15 protein-coding genes are annotated in these 13,644 nt (G+C 44.8%); 14 read left to right on the forward strand and 1 reads right to left on the reverse strand.

Annotation, left to right across the window (positions count from 1 at the left end; genetic code table 11):
• Positions 1-83: 83 nt before the first annotated feature.
• The 5 genes from GYO_RS24890 to GYO_RS24910 all read left to right on the forward strand — a co-directional run bounded on the left by GYO_RS24890 (position 84) and on the right by GYO_RS24910 (position 6,624).
• A complete protein-coding gene (locus GYO_RS24890) occupies positions 84-1,169 on the forward strand; it encodes a D-alanine--D-alanine ligase (RefSeq protein ID WP_014112725.1) in 1,086 nt (361 codons plus the stop codon).
• Between the two features lie 74 nt (positions 1,170-1,243).
• Complete coding sequence (locus tag GYO_RS24895) at positions 1,244-2,617, forward strand: UDP-N-acetylmuramoyl-tripeptide--D-alanyl-D-alanine ligase (RefSeq protein ID WP_014112726.1); 1,374 nt, start codon at positions 1,244-1,246, stop codon at positions 2,615-2,617.
• A gap of 400 nt (positions 2,618-3,017) precedes the next feature.
• The gene (gene cshA, locus GYO_RS24900; protein WP_014112727.1) at positions 3,018-4,502 is read left to right on the forward strand and encodes a degradosome RNA helicase CshA; all 1,485 of its coding nucleotides are present in this window, start codon (positions 3,018-3,020) and stop codon (positions 4,500-4,502) included.
• A 171-nt stretch (positions 4,503-4,673) separates the two neighbouring features.
• Positions 4,674-5,153, forward strand: a complete 480-nt coding sequence (locus GYO_RS24905) for a PH domain-containing protein (RefSeq protein WP_014112728.1) — start codon at positions 4,674-4,676, stop codon at positions 5,151-5,153.
• Positions 5,143-6,624 carry a PH domain-containing protein gene (locus GYO_RS24910; protein ID WP_041520861.1) on the forward strand — a complete coding sequence of 494 codons (1,482 nt, stop codon included), beginning with the start codon at positions 5,143-5,145 and terminating at the stop codon, positions 6,622-6,624. Before GYO_RS24905 ends, GYO_RS24910 begins: the two co-directional genes overlap by 11 nt.
• Here GYO_RS24910 and GYO_RS24915 read toward each other — a convergent pair.
• A complete protein-coding gene (locus GYO_RS24915; protein WP_003225175.1) occupies positions 6,621-7,220 on the reverse strand; it encodes a rhomboid family intramembrane serine protease in 600 nt (199 codons plus the stop codon). The two genes, GYO_RS24910 and GYO_RS24915, sit on opposite strands and share 4 nt — an antisense overlap.
• A gap of 94 nt (positions 7,221-7,314) precedes the next feature.
• Between GYO_RS24915 and acpS the strand changes: the two genes are divergently transcribed.
• The 9 genes from acpS (at position 7,315) to rsbU (ending at position 13,632) form a co-directional block, all read left to right on the forward strand.
• Positions 7,315-7,680, forward strand: a complete 366-nt coding sequence (acpS, locus tag GYO_RS24920; protein ID WP_014112730.1) for a holo-ACP synthase — start codon at positions 7,315-7,317, stop codon at positions 7,678-7,680.
• A gap of 164 nt (positions 7,681-7,844) precedes the next feature.
• Positions 7,845-8,861 carry a LolA family protein gene (locus GYO_RS24925; protein WP_072181690.1) on the forward strand — a complete coding sequence of 339 codons (1,017 nt, stop codon included), beginning with the start codon at positions 7,845-7,847 and terminating at the stop codon, positions 8,859-8,861.
• A gap of 114 nt (positions 8,862-8,975) precedes the next feature.
• Positions 8,976-10,145, forward strand: a complete 1,170-nt coding sequence (alr, locus tag GYO_RS24930; protein ID WP_014112731.1) for an alanine racemase — start codon at positions 8,976-8,978, stop codon at positions 10,143-10,145.
• A 115-nt stretch (positions 10,146-10,260) separates the two neighbouring features.
• The gene (endB, locus tag GYO_RS24935; protein ID WP_003225183.1) at positions 10,261-10,542 is read left to right on the forward strand and encodes a type II toxin-antitoxin system antitoxin EndoAI; all 282 of its coding nucleotides are present in this window, start codon (positions 10,261-10,263) and stop codon (positions 10,540-10,542) included.
• A 4-nt stretch (positions 10,543-10,546) separates the two neighbouring features.
• Positions 10,547-10,897, forward strand: a complete 351-nt coding sequence (gene ndoA / locus GYO_RS24940) for a type II toxin-antitoxin system endoribonuclease NdoA (RefSeq protein ID WP_003156187.1) — start codon at positions 10,547-10,549, stop codon at positions 10,895-10,897.
• A gap of 116 nt (positions 10,898-11,013) precedes the next feature.
• Positions 11,014-11,838 (forward strand): RsbT co-antagonist protein RsbRA, encoded by an 825-nt coding sequence (rsbRA, locus tag GYO_RS24945; protein WP_003240350.1) that lies wholly within the window; start codon positions 11,014-11,016, stop codon positions 11,836-11,838.
• Positions 11,839-11,842: 4 nt separating this feature from the next.
• Positions 11,843-12,208 carry an RsbT antagonist protein RsbS gene (gene rsbS, locus GYO_RS24950; protein WP_003225190.1) on the forward strand — a complete coding sequence of 122 codons (366 nt, stop codon included), beginning with the start codon at positions 11,843-11,845 and terminating at the stop codon, positions 12,206-12,208.
• Positions 12,209-12,211: 3 nt separating this feature from the next.
• On the forward strand, positions 12,212-12,613 hold the full coding sequence (gene rsbT / locus GYO_RS24955) for a serine/threonine-protein kinase RsbT (protein ID WP_014112733.1): 402 nt from the start codon (positions 12,212-12,214) through the stop codon (positions 12,611-12,613).
• An 11-nt stretch (positions 12,614-12,624) separates the two neighbouring features.
• Positions 12,625-13,632 carry a phosphoserine phosphatase RsbU gene (gene rsbU / locus GYO_RS24960; RefSeq protein WP_014112734.1) on the forward strand — a complete coding sequence of 336 codons (1,008 nt, stop codon included), beginning with the start codon at positions 12,625-12,627 and terminating at the stop codon, positions 13,630-13,632.
• Positions 13,633-13,644: the final 12 nt, after the last annotated feature.

The following is a 13,644-nucleotide window of genomic DNA, read 5'->3' on the forward strand; positions in this document are numbered from 1 at the left end:
TCAGCATGCCCAAAAATAATTAGATCATTTTCTTGTGAAAGTGATAAGATAGTAAAGATGAATTGTAGTGGGGGGAGTATCCATTGAAAACAAGTCTAGGATTAGTGTACGGAGGAAAGTCGGCAGAACATAATGTTTCCCTGCAGACAGCTCTGGCTGTAATCAAAGCGCTAAATACTGAGAAGTTTGATATACATCCGATTTATATAACAGAAAAAGGCGAATGGGTAAAAGGCGCCCGTTTAACTGAGCCTGTTTCAAACGTGAAAATGCTTCAATTTGAGCAAGGAGGCAGTGCGTTTTCTCCAGCTGCCCTAAACCAGGAGATGTTTCCGCAGGAAGCGTCACAGCAAAATGAAGCCATCGACGTCGTATTCCCGCTCCTCCACGGACCGAACGGAGAAGACGGTACGATCCAAGGAATGCTCGAACTGTTGAATGTTCCTTATGTCGGCAACGGTGTGCTTGCTTCCTCAGCTGGCATGGATAAAGTTGTCATGAAACATTTATTCGCGCAAGCCGGCCTTGCTCAGGCTAAATACGCTGCTTTCCTTAAGAAAGACTGGACTCGTTCTCCGGAAGAAAGCTGTGAGCAGGTCGAACAGGAATTAGGCTATCCTTGCTTCGTAAAACCGGCGAACCTTGGCTCAAGTGTCGGAATCAGCAAATGCCGAAACCGTGAAGAACTGCAAAAAGCGTTTGAGCTTGCTTTCCAATATGATCGCAAAGTTGTCGTTGAAGAAGGAATTAACGGCCGCGAGATCGAGATCGGTGTTCTTGGAAATGACGATCCTAAATGCTCTGTTGTGGGAGAAATCGCACCGAAGACAGATTTCTACGATTACAAAGCGAAATATGAGGATGGAGATACTGATCTGATGATTCCGGCAATTGTGACCGATGAGGAATACGCAACAATCAGTGATATGGCGATCAAGGCGTTTAAAGCGATCGATGGGTCAGGACTCGTCAGAGCGGACTTTTTCCTGACAGCTGACGGCGAAGTTCTGATCAATGAAGTCAACACAATGCCTGGCTTTACACCTTTCAGCATGTTTCCGCTCCTCTGGAAAGAGGCTGGAGTGGAATACGCTGACCTGATTGAACAGCTTGTGGAGCTTGCAAAAGAACGCCATGCTGAAAAACAATTGATTAAGCATACATTTTAATAATAAACATGGACACTGCCGGTCAGAGGGCAGTGTCTTTTCCCGTATATACAAAAGAAAGAGAGGGACCTCACTTGATTAAACGAACAGTAAAGAACATTGCGGAGATGGTCAAAGGCACACTGACAAATCCGCAATATGAACAAACAGTCATTCATGGAGTGGCAACTGATACAAGAAAACTGGAACAACAGCAGCTTTTCATCCCGCTGAAAGGGGAACATTTCAACGGCCACACTTTTGTGCCGCAGGCTTTTGAAGCCGGTGTAGCGGCCGTTCTTTGGGATCGGTCAGAACCAAACCCGCCCGAGAATCAAGCCGTGATCTTAGTGGACGACACCCTTTCCGCTCTTCAGCAGCTTGCAAAAGCTTATTTGCAGGAGCTTGGCACCCGTGTCATCGGGGTAACTGGAAGCAATGGCAAAACGACAACGAAAGATATGATTCACGCCGTCCTGGGAACCCGATACCGTGTCCACAAAACAGGAGGAAACTTCAATAATCACATCGGTCTGCCGCTGACGGTTTTAGCCATGCCTGAAGATACGGAGATCGCTGTATTGGAGATGGGAATGAGCGCCAAAGGAGAAATTGATCTTCTGTCCCGCCTGGCAAACCCGGATGCTGCAGTAATTACGAATATCGGCGAATCCCACATGCAAGACCTTGGCTCAAGAGAAGGTATCGCGGAGGCGAAGCTTGAAATCATTAATGGGCTAAAAGAAGACGGGGTGCTGATTTATATCGGAGACGAACCGCTCCTTCAAAATGCATACAGCTGCCAGACGAAAACGTACGGTACGGGAGCGCATAATGATTATCTGCTTCAGGATGTCAGCCAGAGCGAGGAAGGAACCCATTTTACAATCAAAGGGATGGAAAAAACGTTTTTTATTCCGATACTTGGCAAGCACAATGTCATGAACGCCATGGCTGCGATTGCTGCAGGGGCTTATTTCGGCATCACGCCTGAGGATGCGGCAAAAGGACTGAGCGGTCTAAAGGTAACTGGCATGAGACTTGAACTCATCAAAACAGACAGCGGCATTTCGATAATCAATGACGCTTATAATGCCAGTCCGACTTCCATGAAGGCTGCGATTCTATTGACAGAAAGTCTTGAAGGCTACGGGAAAAAAATGCTCGTGCTCGGCGATATGCTTGAACTCGGCGATCTTGAAGAAACATTCCATAAAGAGTGCGGCGCTGTGATCAGCCCTGAGAAAATTGACCGCGTCTTTACGTACGGAAAACTGGGAGCTTTTATCGCGGAAGGCGCACTGAAACACTTTGAGAAAGAACGCGTCAGCCATTACACTGAGAAAAAAGATCTCCTCCAAGCTGTGAAGGAAAACGCGTCAAAAGGAGATTTAATTTTATTCAAAGCGTCCAGAGGTATGAAGCTTGAAGAAATCGTTAAAGATTTAATAGAGAGCCCGCTTTCGTAAAAAAATCTTGCGGAAAAACCGCATATTGCATCATAAAATAACATGATGTGCAAACACTAATGTATGCCGGACGGAAATTATGTATATCTGGCCGGCTGCGGCTATGATACAATATATATAGGTTATTTCGCGATACGAACATATTCGCCCGGACTTTTCATCCGCTGACCCGAAGTTCTCCGCCGGATACAGGGGAGCGGATGGAGAAGCAGCCGGCATATTCGAGAAGCCGATCTGCTTCTCATCTTATTGAAAAACAACTAGTGTAATGGTAAGATAAAACTTAAAGTAATTCGGGCTTTGTATACGGATGGATCCTGTCCTTTTTGTCTAAAGGGCAGTTTTATAAGTGGTAAATCACGACATTACTGAAACAGCAATTAGAAGGAGTTTGAATAATTTGACTATAACGTTTCAAGATTTTAATTTAAGTTCTGATCTCATGAAAGCAATTAATCGTATGGGATTTGAAGAAGCAACACCGATTCAGGCACAAACGATACCGCTCGGACTTTCAAATAAAGACGTCATTGGACAAGCGCAAACAGGTACAGGTAAAACAGCTGCGTTTGGTATACCCCTTGTTGAAAAAATTAACCCCGAGTCTCCTAATATTCAAGCAATCGTAATCGCGCCAACCCGTGAATTAGCCATTCAAGTATCTGAAGAATTATATAAAATCGGACAAGATAAACGTGCGAAGGTTCTTCCTATTTACGGCGGACAGGATATTGGACGGCAAATCCGGGCGTTAAAGAAGAATCCGAATATTATTGTCGGAACACCTGGACGTCTTCTTGACCACATCAACCGCCGCACAATTCGTTTAAACAATGTAAACACTGTTGTAATGGATGAAGCGGATGAAATGCTGAACATGGGATTCATTGACGACATTGAATCTATTCTTTCAAACGTGCCGAGCGAGCATCAGACACTTCTGTTCTCTGCTACAATGCCAGCGCCGATCAAACGCATTGCAGAGCGTTTTATGACTGAGCCGGAACACGTAAAAGTAAAAGCAAAAGAAATGACGGTTTCTAACATTCAGCAGTTCTATTTGGAAGTGCAAGAACGCAAAAAATTCGATACACTGACTCGCCTTCTTGACATTCAGTCTCCTGAGCTTGCGATCGTATTCGGACGTACAAAACGCCGTGTCGATGAGCTGGCTGAAGCCCTGAACCTTCGCGGATATGCGGCTGAAGGAATTCACGGTGACTTAACGCAGGCAAAACGTATGGTTGCGCTTCGTAAATTTAAAGAAGGTGCAATCGAAGTTCTTGTTGCAACTGATGTTGCCGCTCGCGGACTTGATATCTCAGGCGTCACACACGTGTACAACTTCGACGTGCCTCAAGATCCTGAAAGCTATGTTCACCGTATCGGAAGAACTGGCCGTGCAGGAAAAACAGGTATGGCGATGACGTTTATTACACCGCGTGAGAAAAGCATGCTTCGCGCAATTGAACAAACAACAAAACGCAAAATGGACCGCATGAAGGAGCCTACACTTGATGAAGCGTTAGAAGGCCAGCAGCAGGTTACTGTTGAACGTCTTCGCACGGCAATCAGTGAAAACAACCTAAACTTCTACATGACAGCGGCAGCTGAGCTGCTTGAAGATCATGATGCAGTAACAGTGGTTGCGGCTGCTATCAAAATGTCTACAAAAGAGCCGGACAACACACCAGTTCGCTTAACAGACGAAGCGCCGATGGTCAGCAAACGCTACAAGAACCAGCGCACTTCTAAACGCAGAGACGGACAAGGCGGCGGCTACCGCGGCGGAAAAGGGAAAAACAACAACCGTTCTTCCTATGACAAAAAGCGTTCAAACGATCGCCGTTCTTCAGGTGACAGACGCCAGAAAAAATCTTACTAATTCTATCGATTGAAAGCCCAAAACATGACGTTTTGGGCTTTTTTATGTTCGCGATTGGCTATTCAGCAAACTTTCAGCTGACGGATGCCATTTTTCTCTGTATGCTTAAGAATGAAACCTTTCTGTATAAGAGACGTATAAGTAACGACGAAAAATCGGGAGGTAGGTATTTTGAGAGACCAGCCAAAAAACCAAATCAGTCCAGACGGATTAAAGGTTTGGCGACTTCAAGAGATCATCATATCCGCTGTTTGCTTGCTTATCGTCATAGCAGTTGCGGTATTAAGCTATTATTTTCATTGGCCGTACTGGATCAGCGGCGGGCTCGGCGCTGCTTGGCTGCTAGGTTCGGTTGTGACGGTCTTTATCATTCCAAAGATCCGTCATAAAGTGTGGCGCTATGAAGTCCATGAACATGAAATAGATATTCAGTCAGGTATTTTTGTGGTGACGCGTGTGATTGTCCCGATGGTCAGAGTTCAGCACGTCGATACGTCACAAGGTCCGTTATTGAAAAAATACAACCTGGCAACCGTAAAAATTTCCACGGCCGCGACCGTTCACTCGATCCCCGCTTTGGCGATGGAGGAAGCGGATCGGCTGAGAGACTCCATTTCCCGTCTGGCAAGGGTGACTGACGATGATGTCTGAACCGAAACGCCTGCACCCGGCGGCAGTCATTTTGAATTTATGCCATACCATTATTCAAACGATAAAAAATATCATTCTGCCATTCTTTTTTGTGTATATCGTCAATTCGAACAATACTGTCCGTTTTTACGGAGCCATTGCGCTCGGTGTGCTGTTCATCTGGCTTATAGCCGCAAGCATCATCAAATGGAGAAGGTTTACCTATCGAATTGAAGATGATGAATTCAGAATCGAAGAAGGCTTGTTTGTTACGAAAAAGCGATACATATCGATCGATCGGATTCAAACGATGAATACGAGCGCGGGCGTGGTCCAGCAAATCTTTAAGCTTGTGAAGCTGCAAATTGAAACGGCAGGCGGAGGCAAGGAGGCGGAAGCCGTTCTTTCTGCTATTTCTGTTGAAGAAGCCGAACGCATCAAGGAAGCCGTCTTTAAGAAAAAAGCGCAAAGGCACGAAAGCGAACAAGAGGAAGAATGGCTTGAAGCTGAGCAGGAGTTCATTCCGGCCGTTGAGCCGCAAGAGCACTATCGGATGAACGTGAAAGAGTTGCTCATGGCCGCTTCTACATCTGGGGGAATCGGAGTGATTATCTCCGCTGTATTTGCGCTTTTTACCCAGCTTGACGAAGTGCTGCCGATGGATTGGTTTTTTGATAAATTTTCCTTCCTTCAGCACGCGAGCATCGGCATTTATGCGGTACTCATTTTTATTGGTTTATTTATCGCCTGGGTGTTCAGCATCGCCGGTATGATGTTTAAATACGCGAACTTTCAAATCATAAAAAAAGAGCAGGAATTGGTGATTTCAAGGGGAATTATTGAAAAACATCAAGTCACGATCCCGCTTCGAAAAATACAAGCCATTAAAATAAAAGAAAACATCATCCGCCAGCTTTTCGGCTTTGTGACGGTGTCCATCGTCAGCGCGGGCGGAGGCGACCGGGAAAAAGAAGAGGGCGCTTTGACCATTCTTTTTCCGATGATTCATAAAAAAAAGCTTCCGCACATGCTCCGGACATTTACGCCGGAATATACGCTGGAAGAAAACGTCCGCCGCCTGCCGCGGCGCGCGTTGAAACGATATCTGTTCCGTTCCGTCATTTTTTCACTCTTTTTGATTATCCCATTATGTATCTTTTTTCAGCCATGGGGCTATCTGTCGATCATCCTGCTGCCGATTGAATTGATCTTCGGCTACCTCGCATTTAAGGATACAGCATGGACGATTAACGAGGACCGGCTTCAGCTGACCTCAAGATTTATCGGCAGAACCACCGCGATTGTGTTGAATAGGCGAATGCAGGTTTGCAAGTTCAGCCAATCCTATTTTCAAAAGAAAGGCCGCCTGTATACCATTTCTACCTCGGTAAAATCATCAAGCCATATGGAAGAATTAACGGTGAGGGATGTAGGTGAAGAGGATGCAGACTTCATTTTAAATTGGTATTCATATGAAAAAGCGGACGGTTAATACCGCCGCTCTTTTTTTTGCACACATAAAAACGAGAGAAGAAACCCGCCGCAAAGTCCAAACAGATGGGCCATCATGTTAATATTGGAGTTGATAAACGACATGAGAACGGCAAATGCGAGCAGTGTGAGAATCATTTTGGAATGCTCTTGCCCGATCAGTTCTTTGCGAAAAAGAACCATAAACAGGTACACGCCGAACAGCCCGAAAATCGCGCCGGAAGCCCCAACATGCACGTAATCAAGCGGCTCTGTAACATATGTGCCGATATTGCCGATGATGCCGGAGCCAGCGTACACAAGAAGGAAACGCGCTTTTCCCAGCATGCGTTCCAAAGCCGGGGCAAATAAAAAGATGGACATGGAATTGAACAGCAGATGGGTAAAACCGGCGTGCAGCAAAACGGGAGTGATCAGCCGCCACCATTCACCGTTTGCGACGCCTAAATTATAGCCTGTGACCGCATCTCTCCATAACACGACTGAATGGACAGGAAGTGAAAAAAACAGCCAGAGAACAGCTTGCAAGGCCAATATAAAGGTGACAATGGGATAAAGCCTGATAAACGTTTGAAAATTTTCGGTCCGTATAAACATTCCGAGCCCCTTTTCTTCATTTTGGTATTTCTATAGTAACACGTTTATGAGACAAACCTTTCAAATAGTACGTACGCAAAGGAGGTTATCACACATGATTTACGGCATTGGACTAGACATCACAGAGCTTAAACGGATCGCTTCTATGGCTGGACGTCAAAAAAGATTTGCTGGAAGGATTTTAACTCGAAGCGAGCTTGACCAATATCATGAGCTTTCAGAGAAAAGAAAAATCGAATTTCTCGCGGGCAGATTTGCGGCAAAAGAAGCATTCTCGAAAGCATATGGCACTGGTATAGGGAAGCAGCTCAGTTTTCAGGACATTGAAATTAAGAAAGACCAAAATGGCAAGCCTTACATCATTTGTGCGAAGTTGAGTCAGGCCGCCGTTCACGTATCGATCACTCATACAAAGGAATACGCAGCCGCGCAGGTTGTCATTGAAAGGTTGTCAAGCTAGTCTGCATATTAGGGAAACCCCGCTCATATATTTGATAGTGCATTAAGGGAGACAAGTTGTTTGAGGCTTTTATGGTACGCATCCGTTCTGCCTAACGTGTACCGAGCGTACCGTTAAAGTCAAACAAGCGATTTCTTCCTTTTACATCAATTGAGAAAAAGGGGTTGAAAAAGGTGAGAAAAAGCTTTGTTTTGCTTTTAACGGGACTGCTTGCTGTCCTTATTCTTTCTGCCTGCGGGCAAAAAACGCAGCAAGATATTGTGACCGGTTTAGATGAAAAGGCGAAAGAATACACCTCGTACAAAGCAAAAGCAAAAATGACCATCGAGACAGGGAGTGAGCCTCAAGTATACAATGTGGAAATCTGGCACAAAAAGCCGTCTCTGTACAGGGTTTATTTAGAAAATCCGAAAAAGGACCAAAATCAAGTCATTTTACGAAACGAAAACGGAGTATTTGTTCTCACGCCGTCTTTAAATAAGAGCTTCAGGTTTCAAAGCGACTGGCCGAACAACAGCAGCCAGGTCTACTTGTTTGAATCGCTCGTAAAGGATGTTCAAAACGATTCGGATGCCGTTTTTACTGCCAAAGAAAAGAAATACGTATTCGAAACAAAAACGAACTATCAGCATAACAAAATGCTGCCAACGCAAGAAATCACGTTTAACAAAAAAGATATGAGCCCGTCATCTGTCAAAGTCATGGATACAGACCGCAAAGTCATGGTGAAAGTAGAATTCAGCAGCTTTGAATTTAATAAACAATTCGACAAAGAATCATTTGACGAAAAGAAAAATATGACTCTTTCCCAAATGGATGTCGCCACAAGCGCGAAGCCATCCGATACGTTCGCGGTAAAAACGCCGCTAGAACTGCCGCTAGGCGTAAAGCTGCTTGAAGAAAAAGATATTTCTACTGAAGACGGGAAGCGGATCATCATGACCTACGGAGGAGAAAAGTCATTTACCTTAATTCAGGAAAAAGCCCAGATTGCCAAAGCTTCTTCTTCAGTTACGATGAACGGCGAACCGGTAAATCTCGGCTACACGATCGGCGCCTTGTCGGATGCATCATTATCATGGACCTATGACGGTGTAGATTACCTTCTCTCCTCTAAAGATCTTTCTAAAGAGGAAATGGTGACAGTCGCGAAAAGCATGCAGGGACAATCATCTAAATAACCGCCGAAGGCCAAACATGATTTGGCCTTTTTTTCGTTAGGCATCGTTTCCCTTTGTCCTTTAATTTTAGTATGATATGTAAATGATATTGAATAAAAGCTAGGAAGTGTCATAATGAGCACAAAACCTTTTTACAGAGATACGTGGGCGGAAATCGACTTGTCCGCGATAAAAGAAAATGTCAGCAATATGAAAGAACATATCGGCGAACATGTCCATCTGATGGCAGTTGTAAAAGCGAACGCATACGGGCATGGTGACGCGGAAACAGCGAAGGCGGCTCTTGACGCAGGTGCTTCATGCTTGGCTGTGGCCATTCTGGATGAAGCGATTTCGCTGCGCAAGAAGGGCTTGAAGGCGCCTATATTGGTACTCGGCGCGGTTCCCCCGGAGTATGCGGAAATCGCAGCTGAATATGACCTGACATTAACAGGTTATTCTGTTGAATGGCTTCAGGAAGCCGCCCGCCACATGAAAAAAGGTTCTCTTCATTTTCATTTGAAGGTCGATACGGGGATGAACAGGCTGGGCGTAAAAACAGAAGAAGAAGTACATCACGTGATGGCGATTCTTGACCGCAACCCCCGTTTAAAATGCAAAGGGGTATTTACCCATTTTGCGACAGCGGATGAAAAAGAAAGAGGCTATTTTTTTAAGCAGTTTGAGCGCTTTAAAGAACTGATTGCTCCGCTCCCGCTAAAGAAAATGATGGTGCACTGCGCGAACAGCGCCGCCGGCCTTCGCCTGAAAAAAGGCTTTTTTAACGCGGTCAGATTCGGCATCGGCATGTACGGCCTCCGTCCGTCAGCCGACATTACGGATGAAATACCGTTTGAGCTGCGCCCTGCATTCACCCTGCATTCGACGCTGTCTCATGTCAAATTGATCAGAAAAGGCGAGAGCGTCAGCTATGGAGCGGAATACACAGCGGAAAAAGACACATGGATCGGGACGGTGCCTGTCGGCTATGCGGACGGCTGGCTTCGAAAATTGAAAGGAACCGAAATTCTTGTGAAGGGAAAGCGGCTGAAAATAGCGGGCCGAATCTGCATGGACCAATTTATGGTGGAGCTGGATCAAGAATATCCGCCAGGCACAAAAGTCACATTAATAGGCCGGCAAGGGGATGAATACATTTCCATGGATGAGATTGCAGGCAGGCTCGAAACCATCAACTACGAGGTGTCTTGTACAATTAGTTCCCGTGTTCCCCGTATGTTTTTGGAAAATGGGAGTATAATGGAAGTAAGAAATCCTTTATTGCAGGAAAATACAAGCAAATAGCTCATCTCAATGGAGAATTCATAAAACAGCTTTGCTTGCAGAGTGAATAATGGTATCATTATCACTGGATGGATAAAAGAGTCGTATCCGTAAGTTTGGTGGAGGTGTATGTTTTTTGTCTGAATCCAGCGCAAGAACCGAAATGAAAATCAGCTTGCCCGAAAACCTAGTAGCTGAATTGGATGGTGTAGCGATGCGGGAGAAACGAAGCAGAAACGAACTGATATCACAAGCAGTGAGAGCGTATGTCAGCGAACGAACAACTCGTCACAACCGTGATTTGATGAGACGCGGCTATATGGAAATGGCGAAAATCAACCTGAATATTTCTTCTGAGGCTCACTTTGCGGAGTGCGAGGCTGAAACGACAGTTGAGCGCTTAGTCAGCGGAGGATAATCATTTGATTGTGAAACGCGGCGATGTTTATTTTGCTGATTTATCTCCTGTTGTTGGCTCAGAGCAAGGCGGGGTGCGCCCGGTTTTAGTGATCCAAAATGACATCGGAAATCGCTTCAGCCCAACTGCTATTGTTGCAGCCATAACAGCACAAATACAGAAAGCGAAATTACCAACCCACGTCGAAATCGATGCAAAACGCTACGGTTTTGAAAGAGATTCCGTTATTTTGCTGGAGCAAATTCGGACGATTGACAAGCAAAGGTTAACGGATAAGATTACTCATCTGGATGATGAAATGATGGATAAGGTTGATGAAGCCTTACAAATCAGTTTGGCACTCATTGATTTTTAGACATATGTGCAGGTTGCTCAAATAGAGCAACTTTTTTTGTTTTCAAAAAACATAAACGATATAATAGTGAAATAACGTAAAAAAATATGTTGTTTTTTATTGGGAGGTAAGCGAATTTGATGTCGAATCAGACTGTATACCAGTTCATTGCCGAGAATCAAAATGAACTGCTCCAACTGTGGACTGACACACTAAAAGAATTAAGCGAACAAGAATCATATCAGCTGACTGACCAAGTGTATGAAAATATATCTAAAGAGTATATCGACATTCTTCTCTCATCTGTTAAGGATGACAGCGCTGCTGAAAGCCAAATTAGCGAACTGGCGCTTAGAGCCGTCCAAATAGGGCTTTCTTTGAAGTTTTTGGCTACGGCGCTGGCTGAATTCTGGAAGCGTCTCTACACGAAAATGAACGATAAGAGATTGCCAGATCAAGAGAGTACGGAATTAATCTGGCAGATCGACCGCTTTTTCAGTCCGATTAATACAGAAATCTTTAACCAATACTCAATCTCATGGGAGAAAACAGTATCCCTGCAAAAAATCGCGCTGCAGGAGTTATCAGCTCCGCTCATTCCGGTGTTTGAAAACATTACCGTGATGCCGCTTGTCGGAACAATTGATACCGAACGTGCTAAACGAATTATGGAAAATCTTCTTAACGGCGTCGTCAAACATCGGTCTCAAGTCGTGTTAATCGATATTACGGGCGTGCCGGTCGTTGATACGATGGTTGCCCATCATATTATTCAAGCGTCTGAAGCGGTAAGGCTTGTCGGAGCGAAATGCCTGCTCGCCGGAATCCGTCCGGAAATTGCTCAGACCATCGTTAACCTGGGGATCGATTTATCCCAAGTTATAACTAAGAATACCCTGCAAAAAGGAATTCAAACGGCTTTGGAAATGACAGATCGAAAAATTGTTTCATTGGGGGAATAACATTTTGAGACATCCGAAAATCCCGATCTTGAAACTGTATAATTGCTTATTAGTGTCCATTCAATGGGAACTCGATGACCAAACTGCATTAACCTTTCAAGAAGACTTATTAAATAAAATATACGAAACAGGCGCTAACGGAGTTGTCATTGACCTGACATCTGTGGACATGATTGATTCCTTTATCGCTAAAGTGCTGGGCGACGTGATCACGATGTCTAAACTAATGGGCGCAAAAGTGGTTTTAACGGGAATTCAGCCTGCTGTGGCAGTTACGCTGATTGAACTCGGAATCGCACTTGAGGAAATTGAAACCGCGCTCGACTTAGAGCAGGGGCTTGAGACATTGAAGCGGGAATTGGGGGAATAGCGAATGAACGACCAATCCTGTGTAAAGATCATGACAGAATGGGATATTGTGGCCGCCAGACAACTGGGACGAAACGTTGCAAAAGAACTGGGTTTCGGCACGGTAGACCAGGCTAGAATTACAACGGCTATTTCAGAATTAGCCAGGAACATTTATTTATATGCCGGTAAAGGCCAGATTGGAATTGAACAGGTCTCTGACAGAGGAAAAAAGGGCCTGAAAATCATAGCGGAAGACCAAGGACCGGGAATTCCTGATATCCGCAAGGTCATGGAAGACGGATTTTCAACGTCTGGCGGACTCGGGGCGGGACTTCCCGGCGTGAAAAGGCTGATGGATGAATTCAGTTTAAATTCCGTAGCGGGGGAAGGAACAGAGATACAAGCCATTAAATGGCTTCGGTAGGAGGTAAGAAAGTGGATTTTAGGGAGGTTATTGAGCAGCGGTATCATCAGCTGCTTAGTCGATATATAGCCGAATTAACAGAAACATCTTTATATCAAGCCCAAAAATTCAGCCGAAAAACAATCGAGCATCAAATTCCTCCGGAAGAAATCATCAGCATTCACCGAAAAGTGCTGAAGGAGCTGTATCCGAGTCTCCCGGAAGATGTTTTTCATTCGCTGGATTTTTTAATAGAAGTCATGATTGGATATGGAATGGCTTATCAGGAGCATCAAACCCTCAGGGGGATACAGCAGGAAATCAAATCAGAAATTGAAATCGCGGCAAATGTCCAGCAGACGCTGCTCGGAACAAAGATTCCGCAGGAAGAAGCGCTGGATATCGGCGCCATCAGTGTGCCCGCTAAACAGATGAGCGGTGATTATTACCACTTTGTCAAAGACAAGGATTCCATTAATATCGCAATCGCGGATGTGATCGGAAAAGGCATTCCGGCGGCTCTTTGTATGTCCATGATCAAATATGCGATGGACTCTTTGCCGGAAACGGGCATTCATCCTTCTCAGGTGCTGAAAAATTTAAACCGGGTTGTTGAACAAAACGTTGATGCCAGTATGTTTATAACGATGTTTTATGCAAATTACAATATGGACAAACATCAATTTACATATGCTTCAGCGGGACATGAACCGGGATTCTATTATTCTCAAAAAGACAACACCTTTTACGATTTAGAGGCTAAAGGACTCGTTCTCGGCATCTCACAGGATTATGACTACAAACAATTCGATCAGCATCTTGATAAGGGCGATATGATTGTTTTATTTTCTGACGGCGTCACAGAATGCAGAACGGAAAACGGTTTCTTGGAGCGCCCTGATCTGCAAAAGCTTATTGAGGAACATATGTGTTCCTCCGCGCAGGAAATGGTCAAAAACATTTATGACAGCCTCCTCAAATTGCAGGACTTTCAGCTTCATGATGATTTTACGTTAATTGTTTTGCGAAGAAAGGTTTAGCATCAGCCAGCC

It is taken from the genome of Bacillus spizizenii TU-B-10 (assembly GCF_000227465.1).
Lineage (GTDB): Bacteria > Bacillota > Bacilli > Bacillales > Bacillaceae > Bacillus > Bacillus spizizenii.